Source organism: Amycolatopsis sp. CA-126428, assembly GCF_002904335.1.
In the GTDB taxonomy this organism is placed as follows: domain Bacteria; phylum Actinomycetota; class Actinomycetes; order Mycobacteriales; family Pseudonocardiaceae; genus Amycolatopsis.
Genome location: NZ_PPHF01000097.1, coordinates 50812 through 68146, shown reverse-complemented (window position 1 = coordinate 68146; position 17335 = coordinate 50812). Strand labels below are relative to the sequence as shown.

The following is a 17335-nucleotide window of genomic DNA, read 5'->3' as shown; positions in this document are numbered from 1 at the left end:
CACGCTGGCCGACTCGTCGGTGATGGACCTGATCTCGTCGGGCCTGAAGTCGGGCAAGTCGGAGGAGTGAGCTAGCGTCTCCTGGAGTCAGAGCCCTTCCGGCTTCGCGCCGGGAGGGCTCTGTCATGACACCCCGCGTGGCGCGGCTCGAACGCATGTTCTACGCTGTGCCGCGAACCACACCCACTTCCCGGGCAAGGAGACGACACGACGATGACCGTGGATGTCCTGACGCACGACGAGGAAACGGCTTCGGCTCCGACCGAGGCTCCGGCTTCGACTCCGGAGGTTTCCGCCGACGAGGCGACCGTCACCGAGTCCGCGTCCCCGGCCTCCCCCTCGGAGGGCGACGCTTCGCCCGCCGAGGAAGAGGCCCCCAAGCCGAAGCGCGGCCGCCCGAAGGGTGCGGCGACGGCGTCGACGGCGAAGAAGACCCGCACGGTCGAACTGACCCTGACGGTCACCGGCACCGCCGACGGCGAGTGGCAGGCCGAGCTGAAGAACGGCTCGAAGTGGGTCGCGAAGGGCCTCGAGATCCCGGCGGCGGCGGTGTCGCGCGCGGCCAAGGAGCTGCACGCGGACCTGTCGGGCCCGATCGACGAGGTGATCAACCAGGCCCGCGAGGCGCAGGCGGCGAAGGTCGCGGCGCTGGAGGCCGAGCTCGAGAAGGCCAAGCAGGCCCTCGCCGAGCTGGACGCCTGAGGCTTTACTCCGGGAAGCGCCCGGTTCCGCATCGGCGGGGCCGGGCGTTTCCGCTTTTCCGGGCGTTCGGCTGGACGTCGAAGTCGTTCAGCCACGCTTGGAAGTCGAGCGGACCGTAGAGGTATTTGCCCGGCGCGACGGGCATGTCCGCGGAGTACAGCGCAGCGATCGTCTCGTGGACCAAGTCGTCGTCGATCTCTTCGCCGAACCATCGACCGGCCCAGTCGGACGCCTCGACGGGCGCGAGTCGTCCGTCAGCGAGTTCACCGAGAACGTGCCGCACCTGCCCGCGCGTCGGCGCCGGCCGATCTTCGCCCATCCGCCCTCTCCGCCAAGACAGGCGGCCCCCGCCCTATCCCGGGGGGCGTCCCCTGGTCCAGTCTACTGGCCCCCACCTGCAAAAACCCGCCACTGAGCGATCTGTGGACAACTTCCGCCAAGCTGCGGAAAAGCGGGGTCACTGTGGATGGCCGTTTGCGTTGCCGCCGCGAATCCGCTATTACGCGATCGGTGGGCGGGCCGGCAGGGGTGACTTGAACTCCACCCACATCGAGTCCGTCAGGGCTTCCACGTGGTGGGTCACCCCGCGTGGGTGCACGGCCGAATCGCCCGGCTCGAGGACGGCCTCGACGCCGTCCACCGTCCCGCGCAAGCGGCCCGACAGGACGTAGACGATCGAGTCGTGGTCGTGCGCGTGCGGAGGTGATGACACCCCGGCCGGGTAGTGGATCAAGTACGCCAGGCCGCTCACCGCCTGCTCCAGCAGCCGGAACCGGCCCTCGCCGCCGAGTAGCGGCCGGCCCTCCACCTTGATCAGCGGGTGCCACACCTGCTCTTCCATGCCGCCATCATGACCCAGCTCGGCTGAGAGTCCACACAGGACCACTTAGGTAAGGCAGCCGTTATTTAGGCGCACCTGACCGAGAATCCCCAGTCTCGCCACGATTCCGCTTCCGTGTTTCACTGGTCCGGTGACCGAAACGATCGACGGTGACGCCGTGGAACACGCTCACGAACCGCACCAGGGCGTGGGCGGGAAGCTGAACTGGCTGCGGGCCGGGGTGCTGGGGGCGAACGACGGCATCGTGTCCGTGGCCGGGATCGTCGTCGGCGTGGCCGGGGCGACCACGGAAAGCACCACGATCCTGACCGCCGGAATCGCCGGGCTCGTCGCCGGCGCCTTTTCCATGGCCGGCGGGGAATACGTTTCCGTGAGCACCCAGCGCGACACCGAACAGGCCTTGCTCCGGCTCGAAAAGCAGGAACTCAAGATGATGCCGGAGGCCGAGGAGCGCGAGCTCGCCGAAATCTACGAAGACAAGGGCCTCTCGCCGGAGCTGGCGAGCCAGGTCGCCCGCGAACTGACCGAAAAGGACGCCCTGCAGGCGCACGCGGAGGCCGAGCTCGGCATCGACCCGGACAACCTCACCAGCCCGTGGCAGGCGGCCTGGGCGTCGCTGATCGCGTTCTCGGTCGGTGCGCTGCTGCCGCTGCTCTCCATCGCGTGGGCCGGCGTCTCCCTGCGGGTGTGGGCGTGCGCGGCCGCGGTCGTCGTCGGCCTCACGCTGACCGGGTGGGTCAGCGCGAGGCTCGGCGACGCGAACGTGGGGCGCGCGATCCTCCGCAACGTCGGCGTCGGCGCCCTCACCATGGTCGTGACCTACTTCGTCGGGGTGATCTTCGGGGTCACCGTCGGCTGACAGTGACAATGGGGGTGACGGGGTCGCCCGTCCGAGTTGCCCCTTCGGCTGACCGACCTTTGGTGTCTTTGCTGAGATCTGTCGCTCGGCGCGGGTGACCCCGTCGTGCACGTCACCTGCGTGAGCGGCGTGACCTCATAGGAGCCTGGCCAGAGGCCCCGTCACTGTCTTGTCCGCCCGTTCGGTGGGTGCCGTGCCACCACCGGATGAGGGAGATGGCATATCCACGATGACAAATCTCGGCACCTACGTCACGGTCGGCGTCGACACCCACCTCGAGACCCACGTCGCAGTGGCCCTCGACCAGGTCGGGCGGGTGCTCGCGCAGCGGTCCTTCAGCGCCGATCCACCCGGGTACCGATCACTGCTGCGCTGGAGCCGCGCACTAGGCCAGGTCCACGCCTTCGGCATCGAAGGCACCGGCTGCTACGGCGCCGGGCCGGCGCGGGCAGCACGGCGAGCCGGGCACCGGGTGATCGAGGTCGACCGCCCGGACCGGCGGACCCGACGAGCCCGCGGCAAGTCCGACCCGGTCGACGCCGAAGCAGCAGCACGCGCCGTGCCGGCCGGCACCGCGACCGGAGTCCCGAAGAACCGGGACGGCAACGTCGAGTCCATCCGCGCGCTCCGGGTCGCGCGACGAGGGGCAGTACGGATCCGGATCCAGGTCGCCAACCAACTGCATGCCCTGGTGATCAGCGCGCCCGAGCTGGTGCGCGAGAACTTGCGTCAGCTGTCCACCCGTGACCTGGTCACCACCGCCGCCGCGCTGCGCCCCGGACCCGCCCTCGATCCGACCTCGGCCACGAAACACGCCTTGAAAATCCTTGCCCGACGCCACCAGGACGTCGACCACGATATCGCCGTCCTGGACGACCTGCTCCAGCAGCTCGTTCCGCATGCCTGCCCAGGACTTCTCGAACTGTTCGGCGTCGGAACCGACACCGCCGGCGCGTTGCTGGTCACTGCAGGCGACAACCCCGATCGGCTCCACAGCGATCCCGCCTTCGCCAATCTCTGCCGGGTAGCGCCGCTTCCCGCCAACAGCGGCAAGACCACCGGTCGCCACCGACTCAACCGTGGCGGCGACCGGCAGGCGAACGCAGCTCTCTACCGCATCGTCCTCTGCCGACTACGCTACGACCCACCAACCCGCGCCTATGTCGCACGACGCACCGCAGAAGGACTGACCAAACCCGAAATCATCCGCTGCCTCAAACGCTACGTCGCCCGCGAAGTCCGCCACGCCCTACTGACTTGACGATCCATAGGAGCATCTCAGTGCACGCCCTTCATCAGCTTGCGGATGAAGGGGATGCCGAGGAACAGCAGCACGCCGACACCGATGGCGACCAAGCCGACCGTGCTGAAGTACGGCGCTTCGTCGTCGACCGAGTAGTACTCGGCGAGCTTGCCGGACATCGCCGTGCCGAACGAGATCGACAGGAAGTTCAGCGCCACCATCTGCGTCCGGAACGCCGCCGGCGCGAGCTTCGTCGACAGCGACAGCCCGACCGGCGAGAGGCACAGCTCGGCGATCGTGAACACGAACAGGATGCCGACCATCGCCAGGATCGGGCTCGCGTTCTTGCCGCTGCCCACCATCGGCAGGAACAGCAGGAACGCCGCACCCATCAGCACCGTGCCGAGGACGAACTTCATCGGCGTCGACGGCTGACGCTCGCCGAGCTTCGTCCACAGCGCCGCGAGGATCGGGGCGAAGACGATGATGAACACCGGGTTGATCGAGTTGACCCAGGACACCGGCATCTCCCAGCCGAACAGGTTCCGGTTCAGCCGCTGGTCGGTGTAGGCCGCGACGACCGTGAACTGCTGCTGGTACAGCGAGAAGAACACCGCGCTGGCGATGAACATCGGGATGAAGGAGAACACCCGGCTGCGCTCGACGCCGGTGATCTTGCCGCTGGTCAGGATGACGAGGAAGTAGACCACCGAGATCACGCCGACCACCCACACGACGACGTCGGCGAGGTTGCCCGGGTTGACGACGCCGGTGACGACCAGCCCGACGACCGCGGCCACCAGCAGGAGGGCGGCGCCGATCGCCAGCACGCGCCGGGACGCCGGCAGCGGATTCGGGACCTCCTTCGCCTTGTCGCCGAGGTTCTTGCGGCCGAACGTGTACTGGGTCAGGCCGAGGGCCATCCCGATCGCCGCGAGCCCGTACCCGAGGTGGAAGCCGACCTGGGTCTGCGCCAGCCCGGTCAGCAGCGGGCCAACGAAACCGCCGAGGTTGACGCCCATGTAGAAGATCGTGAAGCCCGCGTCGCGCCGCTCGTCGCCTTCGGCGTAGAGCGTGCCGACGATCGCCGTCGCGTTGGACTTCAGCCCGCCGCTGCCGACCGCGACGCACACGAGGCCGACGCCGATGCCGGCCAGGCCCGGCAGCAGGGCCAGGCTGAGGTGGCCGATCATGATCAGCACGGCGCTGTAGAACAGCGTCCGCTCGGAGCCGAGGAGGCGGTCGGCCACCCACGCGCCGATGACGGCCGACAGGTACACCAGGCCGCCGTACGCGCCGACGATGCCGAGCGCGGACTCCTGCGCGAGACCCAGACCACCCTGTTCGACCCGGTAGTACAGGTAGATCGGCAGGATGCCGAGCATCCCGTAGTAGGAGAACCGCTCCCACATCTCGACGCCGAAGAGGTTCGCCAGTCCTCGTGGGTGCCCGAAGAACCTCGTGTCCTGCTGGACCTCGGTTGAGGTGCTCACAGCTCGTCTTCCTTTTTTCAGGGAACTTCGTTGTCGATTGGCATGGTAGGAGCCCACCGCGTGACCCACCACCGGCACAAGGTGTGGCGGCGATCATGACAATGCGTGACAAAGCGCCGGTAAACTGGGACGAAGGTGCGCCGGGAAGCCTGGTCGGCAACAGTGATCAGCGACCCCTGGAGCTGCCCCGATGACCCGCCCGTTGAGCGAATTCGCCCGCTATCTGCGCACCGAAACGACCGGCGGGCTGATCCTGCTCGGCGCGACGGCGGTCGCGCTGCTGTGGGCCAACTCGCCGCTGCGAGACAGCTACTTCGCGCTGCGCGAGTTCCGGCTCGGCCCGGAGTTCCTGCACCTGAACCTGACGATCGGCGACTGGGCGAAGGACGGCCTCCTCGCCCTGTTCTTCTTCGTCGCCGGGCTGGAGCTCAAGCGCGAGCTCGTCATCGGCGAGCTGTCCCGGCTCAAGCAGGCGGTCCTGCCGGTCGTCGCCGCGATCGGCGGCATGGTCGTGCCCGCGCTCGTCGCCCTGGCCGTCGGCTGGGGGACGCCGGGGATCGAGCGGGCCTGGGCGATCCCCGTCGCCACGGACATCGCGTTCGCCCTCGGCGTGCTGGCGCTGACGGCGTCCAACCTGCCCTCGAGCGCCCGCGTCTTCCTGCTTTCCCTGGCCGTGGTGGACGACCTCGGCGCGATCGTCGTCATCGCCGTGCTGTTCACGTCGGGCTTCGACCTGGTCGCCGTGGCCGTCGCCGTCGCCGCGCTCGCGCTGTACGCGTTCCTGCAGCACCGCCGGGTCCGGACGCCGTGGCTGTACGTCCCCCTGACGCTGGTCACCTGGGTCGCGGTGCACTCGGCGGGCATCCACGCCACGATCGCCGGGGTCGCGCTGGGCCTGCTCACCCGCGTCCGGGCCGACGAGGGCGAGGAGGAGGCGCCCGCGCTGCGGCTCGAGCACCGGCTCCAGCCGTGGTCGGCGGCCGTCGCGGTGCCGGTGTTCGCGCTGTTCGCGGCCGGGATCTCGATCAACGCCGACGCGCTCGGCGCGGTGTTCACCACGGCGTTGCCGCTCGCGGTCCTCGCGGGGCTCCTCGGCGGCAAGGTCGTCGGCATCCTCGGGGCCGGCCTGCTCGCCGTTAAGCTGCGCCTGGCGGAGAAGCCACGCGGGATGGGCTGGCGGGATCTGGCCGCGTTGTCCGTGCTCGGCGGGGTCGGCTTCACCGTGAGCCTGCTGATCGCGGAGCTGTCGCTGCCGGACGGCCCCAGCGAGCTGGCGAAGGCCGCGGTGCTGATCGCGTCGGCGACGGCGTCCCTCCTGGCGGCGGCCTTGCTACTCCGTCGTAGCAAGGTTCATGCGCGATTCCCCGACACACGGTGACTCCGCCGCGCCCGGTAACGGGACACATGGCACGATGACCCGGTGAGCAGCCCCAAGCACGAACGCACCGGCCCCGACGGCGTGGGGGCCGTGCCTTACCTCCCGCTGTCCTCCGCTTCCGACATCCCCGGCGACCAGTCGATCGGCCGGCTGGTCGGCGACGCGACCCAGCACATCTCCACCCTGGTCAGGGCCGAGATGGAACTGGCGAAGTCCGAGCTCGTCGGCGAGATGAAGAAGGGCCTCAAGGGGGCCATCTTCTTCCTGATCGCGCTGACGGTCTTCCTGTACAGCACGTTCTTCCTGTTCTTCTTCGCGGCCGAGGGGCTGGCCGAGTGGGTGCGCTACCGCTGGATCGCCTTCGGCATCGTGTTCTTCCTGATGCTGCTCGTCGCGGGCGTGGCCGGGTTCCTCGGCTACCGCAAGGTGAAGAAGTTCAAGGCACCGGAGCGGACCATCGCCAGCGTCAAGGAGACCGCGGCCGCGCTCAAGCCGCAGCGCGCGCCCGAAGCCGGCCTGACCACCCGCGACTGAAGTCGTTGCACGCGTCCCCCGACCCGTCGATCGTCCGGCTCGACGGCCCGTGGGTCCACCGTGACGTGTCCGCGAACGGCATCCGCCTGCACGTCGCCGAGCTCGGTGACGGGCCGGTCGTGGTGCTGCTGCACGGGTTCGCCGAGTTCTGGTGGACCTGGCACCACCAGCTGCCGGCCCTGGCCGACGCCGGGTTCCGCGCGGTCGCCGTCGACCTGCGCGGCTACGGCGACTCGGACAAGCCGCCCCGCGGCTACGACGCGTGGACGCTCGCCGGTGACGTCGGCGGGCTGATCAAGTCGCTCGGGGCGCGCCGCGCGCACCTGGTCGGGCACGCGTGGGGCGGCATGCTCGCCTGGACGGTCGCGGCGCTGCACCCGCGGCTGGTGTCCTCGGTGACGGCGATCGGCGCCGCCCACCCGCTCGCCCTGCGCTCGGGCGCCGCCCGTCCGTGGCGCGGCCAGGGCCGCGCGGCCGGGCACCTCTTCCGCTTCCAGGTGCCGATGGCGCCGGAGAAGTGGCTGGTGAAGGACGACGCCCAGGCCGTCGAGGACCTGTTCGGCGGCTGGGCCGGCCCCCGCTGGCGGTCCACTCCGGACTTCACCGGCAGCGTCGAGGCGTTCCGCCAGGCGATGCTCGTGCCCGGGGTCGCGCACAGCGCGCTCGAGTACTACCGGTGGGCCTTCCGCGCCCAGTTCCGCGGCGAGGGCCGGCGGTTCACCGACGCCGTCGACGCCCGGATCGCCGCCCCGACGCTGCAGCTCCACGGCGCCGACGACACCTGCATCCTCCCGGAAACGGCGACGTCGTCGACGCGCTGGGCGGGCCCGCACGCCGAGGCGGAGATCTGGCCGGACGTCGGGCACTTCCCCCACCTCGAGGCGCCGGACCGCACGTCGGCGGCCCTGGCGGGCTTCCTCAAGCGAGACTGATGGCGTTCTTCGCCCGCTCGACCGACTCCTCCGACGCCGGCCCTTCGGGATTTTCGGTGGCCAGCGCCTGGTTGAGCGCGACGAAGGGCCGCATCCGCCGCTCGTAGGCCGCGAAGGCCTCTTCGTGGGTGGCCCGGCCGAGTTCCTGCGCGAGGACGTACGCGCCGACCAGCGCGAGGCTCGTCCCCTGGCCGGACAGCGCCGAGGCGCAGTAGCCGGCGTCGCCGACCAGCACGACCCGGCCCGCCGACCAGCGGTCCAGGTGGATCTGGGCCATGGCGTCGAAGTAGAAGACGTCCGCGGCGGCCATCGCCTCCAGCAGCTTCGGCACCTCCCAGCCGACCCCGGCGAGCCGCTCGGCGATCAGCCGCTTCTGCTCCGGGACGGCCATCCGCGGCAGCGGTTCCGAGCCGAAGCCGAGCGTCACGCGCAGCTCGCTGTTGTCCCGGACGGGGTAGGCCACGCCCCCGGTGTGCTCGTGCCGGAACCAGACCTGCCAGTCCTCGAGCCCCAGGAAGTTGGCCGTCGGGAAGATCGCCAGGTACTGGCCGAGGTGCCGGGTGAAGTCCTCCTCCGGGCCGAAGGCCAGCCGCCGCACCACCGAGTGCAGGCCGTCCGCCCCGACGACCAGGTCGAACGTCCGGAAGCCGCCGCGCTCGAACTCGACGCGCACCCCGTGCGCCTCTTCGGTCAGTGCGGTGATGGAGTCGCCGAAGACGTACTCGACGCCGGGGGCCTCCAGCAGCATCGCGACGACGTCGTCACGCAGGATCTCGAAGTCGGCGCTGTCCAGCCGTCCGCTGGTGAAGGTGTGCTCTTCCGACCGGAACAGCTCGTGGCCATCGCCGTCCACCACGGACATCCCGCGCATCCGGGTGCGCAGCGCGCGCATCCGGTCGCCGAGCCCCATTTCCTCGACGACGTCGAGCGCGACGCCGCGCACGTCGATCGCCTGGCCGCCGGTGCGCGGGCCGGGCGCCCGCTCCACCACGGTCACCGCCCAGCCTTCGCGCGCCAGGAACCAGGCCAGGGTGCCGCCGGCCACCCCGGCGCCGGAGATCAGGACGTTCCGCATTGTTTCCTCCCAGACTCGTACGCTTGTACGCTCCACTGTGGAGAACACCCAGCCAGCAGGCCATTTCTGTACTAGCACAGATGGCTTTCTGTACTAGGTCAGGAGACCGGCGTGAAGTACGTGGCCATCGCCGACGCGCTGCGGGACCGGATCGCGCGAGGCGAGCTTCCGCCGGGGGCGCGGGTGCCCTCGACGCGGCGGCTCGCGGCCGATCACGGCGTCGCGATGGCGACCGCGGCGAAGGCGCTGGCCCAGCTGAGCCAAGAGGGTCTCGTCCGCGCGGAGCCGCGGTCCGGCACGGTCGTCGCCGACCGGGATCGCCGCGGTGGTTCTCCCGGGCTGACCCGCGAACGGCTCGTGCGGACCGCCATCGCCATCGCCGACACCGAAGGCCTCGGCGCGCTGTCCATGCGTGGCGTCGCGGCCCGGCTCGGGGTCGCGGCCATGGCGCCGTACCGGTACGTGCGCGGCAAGGACGAACTGGTGCTGCTCATGGCCGACGCCGCGTTCGGCGAGCGCGGCTACCCGGCCAAGCCGTCGGGCGACTGGCGCGAACGGCTGACGCTCGGCGGCCGCACGCTCTGGACGCTCTTCCGGCGGCACCCGTGGCTGGCCCAGCTCGGGCCGGTCACCGGGCCGCTGCCCCTGCCCAACCTCGGCATGCACGGCGAATGGGCGCTGACGGCGTTGTCCGAGCTCGGCGTCGGCGCGGCGGCGCTGTGCGACCTGCACGTCCTGTTCTTCAGCTACGTCCAGGGCCTCGCCATCCACCTCGAACGCGAGCAGCACGCGCTGGCCTCGTCCGGGCTGTCCGAGGACCAGTGGATGGACCGCCAGCTCCCCTCGATGGGGCCGATGACCACGGGGCGCCCGGTGTTCGCCGAGATGCTCCGCGAACTCGAGCGGACCGGCTACGACCTCGTCTTGGACGACATCTTCGAGTCCGGCATGCGGGCCCTGCTGGACGGCCTTGCGCTGCGCTTCGGGCGTTAGGCCGCGCAGGAGCCGGTGGACACGTTCGTCGTCTGGGAGGGGGCCGCGTCGACCTCGGCGCGCACCTGCTCGGCCGTCAGCGTGAAGCCGGTCTCCGGGTCCTCGACCGCCGCGCCGAAGACGACGCCGATGACCTTGCCGTCCGGGGTCACCATCGGGCCGCCGGAGTTGCCGCTGCGGATCTCGGCGCGGACCGTGAAGACGTCCCGCTGCACGGTGTTGGCCTCGTAGATGTCGGGGCCGCGCAGGTTGATCCGGCCGCGCACGCGCGCCGGCGTCGCCCGGTACGGGCCGTCGAGCGGGTAGCCGAGCACGACCGCGCTGTCGCCCGCGGTCGCCGTCTCCGGGGCGAACCGGAGCGGCTCGGCCTTCAGCCGCGGCACCGCGAGCACCGCGATGTCGACCTCCGGGTCGAAGTAGACGACGCGAGCGGGGTAGTCGCCCTGGGTCGTCTCGATGCCGACGGTGTCGGTACCGGCCACGACGTGCGCGTTCGTCATCACCCGCTGCGGCGCGATCACGAATCCGCTGCCTTCGAGCGAGCGCGAGCACGAACTCGCGCTGCCGCGGATCTTGACCACGCTGCCGTGCAGCTGCTGGACGATCTCGCTGCGCTGCAGCGCCGGGTCCGGCGGCGAGGTGTCCGCCGTCGGCGCCTTCTGGAACGGGTCCACGATGGAGGGGAAGCCGGACGCGTCGAGCAGCTTGCGCAGCTGGCTCGGGAAGCCCTGGGCGGCCTCCGGCATGGTGTCGTTGACCTTGCCGAGCACCACCGAGTTGTTGATCGCCTTGGCCAGCCACGGCGCGCCGGACACGGCCGTCAGCGGCGTCGCGATCAGCCACGCCACCACGAACACGACCAGCGCCTGCACGACCGCGCCGAGCGTCTTGTCGACGCCGGAGAGCTTGTCCGGGTTGATCTTCTGCCGCAGCCGGCGGCCCACGTAGACGCCGATCGCCTCGCCGAAGGCGACCAGGAAGACCACGGTCGCCACCGCGAAGGCGACCTTCCAGACCGGGTCGTCGAAGAACGAGACCACGACCGGCGCGAGCTTGATCCCGGCGACCGCCCCGAGCACGACGCCGACCAGCGACGGCAGCGCGATGATCACACCCTGGTATGCGCCGGACACCGCCGCCAGCACGGCCAGCAGCAGCACCACGACATCGACCCAGTTCACCGCGTCACCCCCCGCTCAGTACCCGCGCCTGGAACGCGGCCAGCGCCTCGTCGAGGTCCCGGACGTCGCCCGGGTCCCATTCGCGCTCCCAGCCTCCCAGGCTCAGGAGCACCGACAGCAGCCCGGCGGTGAATCCCCACACGAACAGGCCGCCGACCTCGAAGGCCGGCCCCTTCCAGGGCATGCCCTTCTTCTGCACCGTGAACCGGTTGGCCGGGTCGACCAGGTCGGCGACGGCGACGCGCGCGACCGACGCCGTCTCGCCGGGGTCGACCGCGTGCACCGGCGACGGTTCCGCCCAGTGCGCCAGCACCGGCGTCACGGCGAACCCGGACACGGGCACGAACAGTTCCGGCAGCACCGCGATCGGCCGGACGCCAGAGGGGACGACGCCGGTCTCCTCTTCGGCCTCGCGCAGTGCGGTCCCGACCGGGCCGCCGTCGCCCTCCTCGGCACCACCGCCGGGGAAGGCGACCTGGCCGGCGTGCGAACCCAGCGTGTCGGCGCGGCGCTGCAGCAGGATGTCCGGCTCGCCGTCGGCTTCGCGCTCGCCGAAGAGGATGAGCACCGCGGCGGGGCGCGGGTAGGCGTCTTCGGGTGGGCTGAACCGCGTGAACGTCTTGGCGTCGACCTCGCCGCTCACCTTGACCAGCGGCCGGAGCCACTCGGGAACCGACTCGGGTTCGACCAGTGGTCCGATCACCTTGCCCCCTCGACTGCCGCGCGCACCTGGTCAGTGTTCACGAACGAGCGAGGATTCGCGATGAACCGCACCTGACCGCCGGCGGTGACGAGGTAGGACGCCGGGAGCGCCGAAGGCACCTTCAGCGCCGTCCGGACGGGCCCGCTCGAGCCGTCCCCGTCGAACACCGACGGCAGGTGCACGCCCAGCTTCGCCAGCAGGTCCAGGCCGTCCTTCGCCGGGCTCTGCACCTGGACGCCGAGCACGCGCACGGCCCCCGGCTGCCGCGCGTACTCCTGGAGCACGGGCAGCTCGGTCCGGCACGGCCCACACCACGACGCCCACACGTTGACCAGCACCGGAGCCCCCGCGAGGGCCTTGCCGACGTCGACGGGCACGCCGTCGCCGAGGCAGTCCGCCGTGACGCCTTCGAGCTGCTTCACCGGCTGCGCCGGCCCCGGTGCCGGGCACGGCTGGAGCGCCGCCGCGGCCCGGGCGGGCGCCAGGTCCCCCGACGGCTTCGCGGCCGGGGCGTCACCGCCGCGCGGCAGCAGCGCGACGATCAGCGCCACCCCCAGCACGGCGGCGGCCAGCGCCCACTTGGTGACTCTCGTCACCGAGGCGCCGCCAAAGCCAGGATGTGGTCCTTCTCGACGCCCTTGACCAGCTTCGCGGCTTCGTCGAACCCGGTCGGGCCGGTGCCGTACGACGGGCAGTCCTTGGCCAGCGGGCAGGCGCCGCAGGCCGGCTTCTTGGCGTGGCAGACGCGGCGGCCGTGGAAGATCACCCGGTGCGAGAGCATCGTCCACTCCTTGCGGGGGATCAGCTCGCCGATCGCGTGCTCGACCTTGACCGGGTCCTCCTCGGTCGTCCAGCCCCAGCGCCGGACCAGCCGGCCGAAGTGGGTGTCGACGGTGATGCCCGGGATGTCGAAGGCGTTGCCGAGGACGACGTTGGCCGTCTTGCGGCCGACGCCGGGCAGGGTGACCAGGTCCTCGAGCTTGGCCGGGACCTCGCCGTCGAAGCGCTCGACCAGCGCCGCGCCGAGGCCCATCACGGAGTTCGCCTTGGCCCGGTAGAAGCCGGTGCTCCGGAGGTATTCCTCCAGCTCGGTGCGGTCGGCACCGGCGTAGTCGGCGGCGGTCCGGTAGCGCTTGAACAGCGCGGGCGTGACGAGGTTCACCCGGACGTCGGTGGTCTGGGCGGACAGCACGACCGCGACCAGCAGTTCCAGTGGTGTGGTGAAGTCGAGCTCGCAGTGGGCGTCCGGATACACGTCGTCGAGGCAACGCTTCATCCGCCTGGCGCGTCTCACCAGAGCTAACCGGCTTTCACCAGCGCCCGCACGGGGGGCGTTCGTGGTGGCAGGTGGCACCCCGATAGCCTACGGGCGCCGTCGGACGAGCCGGGCACTGCACCGGTGGACGACCGACACGCCAGAGCACCACCTCGGCGCGTTTTCCGGCCGCCATGAGCGAGGATCTGGAGTACATGCTTCTCACTGAGTGTTTCGGGATGTGTCTGGGGGTTCGGTCGTGACCGTCTGGTTCGTCATCCTGGTCCCCCTGGTCATCATGTTCTTCGCGCTCTTCATGGAGCGGGTGGAGAGCCGGCTCAAGCACGTCGCGGTGCAGGAGAACGAGGTCGAAGAGTTCCTCGAGCAGGCGCAGCCCAACGAGGTCAGGGCGCTCTACGGGCACGGCATCGGCCGCGCGCTGGAGCTGTTCCGGCTGCGTAGGCTGGGCGGACGGGCAGCCAGGCTACGCGCGCGTCGCGTGCGGAGTTAGGCTCCACGTTCGAACGAGATCGTTTCCGCCGTGCGCGAGTCCGGCGAGCGATCTCGGGAGTACGCCCTAGACTGACGCGCAAGTGATCGGCGTCACGCTCCTCCAGCCAAGGGGGAGCGTGATCGTTTCTCGACGAGGAGGCACCCGAGGTGGACGAAACCCTGGCCCGTGCGGGCATTTTCCAGGGTGTGGAGCCGGCAGCGGCGGAGGCGCTGGCCCAGACCTTGGAATCCGTGGAGTTCCCCCGCGGCCATGTCATCTTCAACGAGGGTGAGCCCGGCGACAAGCTGTACATCATCCAGTCCGGCAAGGTGAAGATCGGCCGCAAGTCCCCGGACGGCCGCGAGAACCTGCTGGGCATCTTCGGCCCGTCCGACATGTTCGGCGAGCTGTCCATCTTCGACCCCGGCCCCCGGACGTCGAGCGCGACCACGGTCACCGAGGTCCGCGCGGTCACCATGGATCGCCCGGCCCTTCGCCAGTGGATCTCGACCCGCCCGGAGATCGCCGAGCAGCTGCTGCGCGTCGTCGCGCGCCGCCTGCGCCGGACGAACAACATGGTCGCCGAGCTGATCTTCACCGACGTCCCGGGCCGCGTGGCGCGGGCGCTGCTGCAGCTCGCGCAGCGGTTCGGCAGCCAGGAGGCGGGTCTGCTGCGGGTCACGCACGACCTGACCCAGGAAGAGATCGCCCAGTACGTCGGGGCGTCGCGCGAGACCGTCAACAAGGCGCTCGCCGACTTCGCCCACCGCGGCTGGCTGCGGCTCGAGGGCAAGAGCGTGCTGATCCTGGACCCGGAGCGCCTGGCCCGCCGCGCTCGCTAGCCGTCTTACGTCGAAGGCCTCCTCACCCAGGCAGGGTGAGGAGGCCTTCTTCATGGCACACAACTCTTCTTGACACATAACAAAGAGCCGGGCGCCACCCCCGACGTGGCGCACCGGCTCTTCGTTGTTGCGCGGACCATCCCCCGACGATCCGCGCTCCCCGCCCTCCGGGCCAGGCCCCGACCCGTGTGCCGGAGGGAGCTGGGTTTTTCTGTGCTGTTGTTCAACCATCACGGCCCATACCCACGAATTCAAGGCCATTCACTCTCAAGGACGCCGCCTGGGCCGTTTCGTTGCAGGAGTCCACGGAGAATATCGTGAGTGTTACCTGATCGAGACCTGCGCCTCGATCCGAAGATCTGCCACCAGTCTGCCGGTGACGCACCTGACCGTCAAATAACTGGTACTGACGTACCAGTATGCGGCATACTTGTACGCGTGTCCCAGTCTGTCTCGAACCACGAAAGCCGCACTTCTCTCGCCGACTACCGCACCGCGCTGACGACCCGCGCGGCCCGGTGGCCGGTCGTCGCGGCCGTGCTCGCCCGCCTGCCGATCGCCATGATCGGCATCTCCGCCCTGCTCTACGTCCAGCGGGAGACGGGCTCCTTCGCCGTCGCCGGGCTCGTCTCGGCCGGTTCACTCGTCGGTGTGTCGGTGGGTGCGGTGGTGCAGGGCAGGCTGATCGACCGGTTCGGGCCGACACGGCCGCTGCTCACCGTCGCGGTTCTGCTGGCGCTGTCGATGACCGCGCTGGTCACGGCCATCGAGTCGCACGCCGCGACCGCCGTGCTGGTCCCGCTCGCCACCCTCACCGGGCTGACCGAGCCGATGGTCGGGTCGGCGTCGCGGGCGCTGTGGGGGCGGCTGCTCCCGCCGGGCGGCCCGCGCAACGCCGCCTACTCGTACGAGGCGATCAGCATGGAGGTCTTCTTCATCCTCGGCCCCGGCGTGGCCGGGCTGCTGGTCATGGCGCCGTGGGCGGGCACCGGCCTGGTGCTCGGGGTCGCCCTGCAGTTCACCGGGGCGGTGCTGTTCGCGCTGAGCCCGGCTGTGCGGCAGTGGGGCCCGGTTCCGGGTTCTTCGGGGTCGCTGCTGGGCGCGCTGGCCGGCCCGGGCATGCGCACGTTGGCCATCGCCGCGCTGGGCTTCGGCGTCGTGATCGGGTTCGTCGAGGTCGCGGTGCCGGCGGCGGCCACCGAGGCGGGCTCCCCTTCGACGGGCGGGTTGCTGCTGTCGGCGTGGTCGCTGAGCTCGGTGGCGTTCGGCGTCGCCTACAGCCTGCGCCCGTGGCCGCGGCAGCTGGGCCTGCGGCTGCCGGTGCTGCTGGGCGGGTTCGGCGCGCTGGTCGCGCTGCTCGCGTGGCCGTCCTCGCTGTGGGGCCTGGCGCTGATGATGCTGCTGGCGGGCGCGTTGATCACGCCGCAGTCGACGTCCCACTCGGCGGCGATCGAGGTGGTCGCCCCCGCGGGGACGGCGGCGGAGGCGTTCGGCTGGGTCCTCACCGCCGTGACGCTGGGGCTGGCGGCCGGCCAGTCGATCAGCGGGTACGTCGTCGAGCACGCCGGCCCGGGCGCGGCCTTCCTGGCGGCGAGCGTGGCCGGGCTGGTGCTCGCGCTGGTCGTGTGGCTGCTGCGCGGCACGGTCCGGGCTCCCCGGTCCGCGCCCGTTCCCGAGCTGGTCAACGCGTAGCCCGCCGGTTTTTGTCGGTGCCGGCCGGTACCTTCCGGGCATGGACGTCACCGCGCCTGCCCACCGCCTCTCGGCGGCCGTCTCCGCCGCGTCACGCCTGCTCCCGGCCCGCGCCGGGCTGCGGCTGGCGGCGGACGCGGCCGGCCTAACGGTCGCCGGTGCGGCGCCGGACCTCGCCGTCCGGTTCGGCTGCCCGGCGACCACGCACACGGACGGTTCGGTCGTCATCCCCGCGGCCCCGCTGGCGGAGACGCTGAAGGTGCTCGAGACGGAGCTGGTCCGCTTGGTCGTCGAAGGCACCCGCCTGGCGTTGCGGCTGGACAACGCCCGGTTCGCGCTGCCGCTGCTGCCCGAAACCGGTGTCGTTCCGGACCCACCGGCCCAGGTGTCCGAAGTGGACGGAGCAGCGTTCGCATCGGCGTTGCGCATCGTCGCGGGCACGGCGGCGAAGGACGACCCGCTGCCGCTGTTCACCGGGGTCCGGGTCCAGGCGTCCGGTACTGGGTTGACGTTGACGGCGTCCGACCGCTACCGGATGGCGGTGGCCCGGCTGCCGCTGTCGTCCCCGGGTGCCCTGGACGTCCTGGTCCCGGCGGCACTGCTGTCGGAGGCGGCCCGGCAGGCGCGCGGCCGGGTGGGCCTGCACATCGGCCCGGGCCGGTTCGGGCTGAGCTGGCAGGAGGGCCTGGTCGCGACGGCGGTCCTCGACGCGGGCTTCCTCTCGGAGGACTCGATCCCGTCGGGCGCGGTGGACACGAAGGTGACGCTGCCGGCGGAAGCGCTGGCGGCGGCGGTCCGCCGGGTGGGGGTGTACGCGGAGGACAGGCGAGTGCTGACGCTCGAGGTCGGTGACGCCCAGGTCCGCTTGGCAAGCGCCCGGCAGGACACGGGCGAGGCGGAGGAAGTGCTGAAGGCCGACGTCAGCGGCGGTCGGACGTCACCGTCGTTCCAGGCGAGGTACCTGCTGGACGCGCTGGCGGCGTTCGCGGGTGAGCGGGTGGTGCTGTCGATCCAGCCGGGGATGCGGGCGTGCATCCTGCGGGCCGCGGAGCCTGGGGAGGTCGAGCTGACGTACTACCTGATGCCGATGCTCAGCCGATGATCTCGGTCCGGGAGGTG

The 17335-nt window shown here is 70.9% G+C and carries 19 protein-coding genes; 11 read left to right on the top strand and 8 right to left on the bottom strand.

Annotation, left to right across the window (positions count from 1 at the left end):
* The first annotated feature begins 213 nt into the window (after positions 1–213).
* Complete coding sequence (locus C2L58_RS25640; RefSeq protein ID WP_103340164.1) at positions 214–702, top strand: DUF6319 family protein; 489 nt, start codon at positions 214–216, stop codon at positions 700–702.
* 4 nt (positions 703–706) lie between these two features.
* Here C2L58_RS25640 and C2L58_RS25635 read toward each other — a convergent pair whose 3' ends face one another.
* Together C2L58_RS25635 and C2L58_RS25630 are read right to left on the bottom strand one after the other, a co-directional pair.
* Positions 707–1021: a hypothetical protein gene (locus C2L58_RS25635; RefSeq protein WP_103340163.1), complete on the bottom strand. Its 315-nt coding sequence runs from the start codon at positions 1019–1021 to the stop codon at positions 707–709.
* Positions 1022–1201: 180 nt separating this feature from the next.
* Complete coding sequence (locus tag C2L58_RS25630; protein WP_103340162.1) at positions 1202–1543, bottom strand: cupin domain-containing protein; 342 nt, start codon at positions 1541–1543, stop codon at positions 1202–1204.
* Positions 1544–1673: 130 nt separating this feature from the next.
* On the opposite strand from C2L58_RS25630, the gene C2L58_RS25625 reads away from it, so the two are divergent.
* Positions 1674–2402, top strand: coding sequence for a VIT1/CCC1 transporter family protein (locus tag C2L58_RS25625; RefSeq protein WP_103340160.1), 729 nt, complete (start codon positions 1674–1676; stop codon positions 2400–2402).
* Positions 2403–2631: 229 nt separating this feature from the next.
* Complete coding sequence (locus C2L58_RS25620) at positions 2632–3663, top strand: IS110 family transposase (RefSeq protein WP_103340159.1); 1032 nt, start codon at positions 2632–2634, stop codon at positions 3661–3663.
* A 17-nt stretch (positions 3664–3680) separates the two neighbouring features.
* On the opposite strand, the gene C2L58_RS25615 is transcribed toward C2L58_RS25620, so the two are convergent.
* Complete coding sequence (locus C2L58_RS25615; protein ID WP_103340157.1) at positions 3681–5138, bottom strand: peptide MFS transporter; 1458 nt, start codon at positions 5136–5138, stop codon at positions 3681–3683.
* Positions 5139–5328: 190 nt separating this feature from the next.
* Here C2L58_RS25615 and nhaA point away from each other — a divergent pair, with 190 nt between their 5' ends.
* From nhaA to C2L58_RS25600, 3 genes are read left to right on the top strand one after another with little or no spacing between them, the layout of a single operon-like run.
* Positions 5329–6516: a Na+/H+ antiporter NhaA gene (gene nhaA, locus C2L58_RS25610; RefSeq protein ID WP_103340156.1), complete on the top strand. Its 1188-nt coding sequence runs from the start codon at positions 5329–5331 to the stop codon at positions 6514–6516.
* Positions 6517–6558: 42 nt separating this feature from the next.
* Positions 6559–7050, top strand: coding sequence for a phage holin family protein (locus C2L58_RS25605; protein WP_103340154.1), 492 nt, complete (start codon positions 6559–6561; stop codon positions 7048–7050).
* Between the two features lie 5 nt (positions 7051–7055).
* On the top strand, positions 7056–7982 hold the full coding sequence (locus tag C2L58_RS25600; protein WP_103340153.1) for an alpha/beta fold hydrolase: 927 nt from the start codon (positions 7056–7058) through the stop codon (positions 7980–7982).
* On the opposite strand, the gene C2L58_RS25595 is transcribed toward C2L58_RS25600, so the two are convergent.
* Entirely contained in the window at positions 7969–9057 is a 1089-nt protein-coding gene (locus C2L58_RS25595) for an FAD-dependent monooxygenase (RefSeq protein ID WP_103340151.1), read from the bottom strand. The genes C2L58_RS25600 and C2L58_RS25595 overlap by 14 nt on opposite strands.
* Positions 9058–9168: 111 nt before the next feature.
* On the opposite strand from C2L58_RS25595, the gene C2L58_RS25590 reads away from it, so the two are divergent.
* Positions 9169–10050 carry a TetR/AcrR family transcriptional regulator gene (locus tag C2L58_RS25590; protein WP_103340148.1) on the top strand — a complete coding sequence of 294 codons (882 nt, stop codon included), beginning with the start codon at positions 9169–9171 and terminating at the stop codon, positions 10048–10050.
* Here C2L58_RS25590 and C2L58_RS25585 read toward each other — a convergent pair.
* From C2L58_RS25585 to nth, 4 genes are read right to left on the bottom strand one after another with little or no spacing between them, the layout of a single operon-like run.
* The gene (locus C2L58_RS25585) at positions 10047–11231 is read right to left on the bottom strand and encodes a MarP family serine protease (protein ID WP_103340146.1); all 1185 of its coding nucleotides are present in this window, start codon (positions 11229–11231) and stop codon (positions 10047–10049) included. The two genes, C2L58_RS25590 and C2L58_RS25585, sit on opposite strands and share 4 nt — an antisense overlap.
* A 4-nt stretch (positions 11232–11235) precedes the next feature.
* Positions 11236–11934: an NUDIX hydrolase gene (locus C2L58_RS25580; protein WP_103340144.1), complete on the bottom strand. Its 699-nt coding sequence runs from the start codon at positions 11932–11934 to the stop codon at positions 11236–11238.
* Entirely contained in the window at positions 11931–12530 is a 600-nt protein-coding gene (locus tag C2L58_RS25575; protein ID WP_103340142.1) for a TlpA family protein disulfide reductase, read from the bottom strand. Before C2L58_RS25575 ends, C2L58_RS25580 begins: the two co-directional genes overlap by 4 nt.
* A complete protein-coding gene (nth, locus tag C2L58_RS25570; protein WP_103340139.1) occupies positions 12527–13210 on the bottom strand; it encodes an endonuclease III in 684 nt (227 codons plus the stop codon). The genes C2L58_RS25575 and nth overlap by 4 nt, the downstream gene beginning before the upstream one ends.
* Before the next feature lie 238 nt (positions 13211–13448).
* On the opposite strand from nth, the gene C2L58_RS25565 reads away from it, so the two are divergent.
* The 4 genes from C2L58_RS25565 (at position 13449) to C2L58_RS25550 (ending at position 17318) form a co-directional block, all read left to right on the top strand.
* Positions 13449–13700 (top strand): hypothetical protein, encoded by a 252-nt coding sequence (locus tag C2L58_RS25565; protein ID WP_013230551.1) that lies wholly within the window; start codon positions 13449–13451, stop codon positions 13698–13700.
* 149 nt (positions 13701–13849) lie between these two features.
* Entirely contained in the window at positions 13850–14524 is a 675-nt protein-coding gene (locus C2L58_RS25560) for a Crp/Fnr family transcriptional regulator (protein ID WP_003081747.1), read from the top strand.
* A gap of 438 nt (positions 14525–14962) precedes the next feature.
* Positions 14963–16216: an MFS transporter gene (locus C2L58_RS25555; protein ID WP_103340138.1), complete on the top strand. Its 1254-nt coding sequence runs from the start codon at positions 14963–14965 to the stop codon at positions 16214–16216.
* A gap of 40 nt (positions 16217–16256) precedes the next feature.
* The gene (locus tag C2L58_RS25550; RefSeq protein WP_103340137.1) at positions 16257–17318 is read left to right on the top strand and encodes a DNA polymerase III subunit beta; all 1062 of its coding nucleotides are present in this window, start codon (positions 16257–16259) and stop codon (positions 17316–17318) included.
* The last annotated feature ends 17 nt before the right edge of the window (positions 17319–17335 follow it).

Excerpts from the sequence above, each read along its gene's own strand:
- C2L58_RS25640 (WP_103340164.1), top strand. The coding sequence starts at position 214 with ATGACCGTGGATGTCCTGACGCACGACGAGGAAACGGCTTCGGCTCCG.
- C2L58_RS25635 (WP_103340163.1), bottom strand. The coding sequence starts at position 1,021 with ATGGGCGAAGATCGGCCGGCGCCGACGCGCGGGCAGGTGCGGCACGTT.
- C2L58_RS25630 (WP_103340162.1), bottom strand. The coding sequence starts at position 1,543 with ATGGAAGAGCAGGTGTGGCACCCGCTGATCAAGGTGGAGGGCCGGCCG.
- C2L58_RS25620 (WP_103340159.1), top strand. The coding sequence starts at position 2,632 with ATGACAAATCTCGGCACCTACGTCACGGTCGGCGTCGACACCCACCTC.
- nhaA (WP_103340156.1), top strand. The coding sequence starts at position 5,329 with ATGACCCGCCCGTTGAGCGAATTCGCCCGCTATCTGCGCACCGAAACG.
- C2L58_RS25595 (WP_103340151.1), bottom strand. The coding sequence starts at position 9,057 with ATGCGGAACGTCCTGATCTCCGGCGCCGGGGTGGCCGGCGGCACCCTG.
- nth (WP_103340139.1), bottom strand. The coding sequence starts at position 13,210 with ATGAAGCGTTGCCTCGACGACGTGTATCCGGACGCCCACTGCGAGCTC.
- C2L58_RS25550 (WP_103340137.1), top strand. The coding sequence starts at position 16,257 with ATGGACGTCACCGCGCCTGCCCACCGCCTCTCGGCGGCCGTCTCCGCC.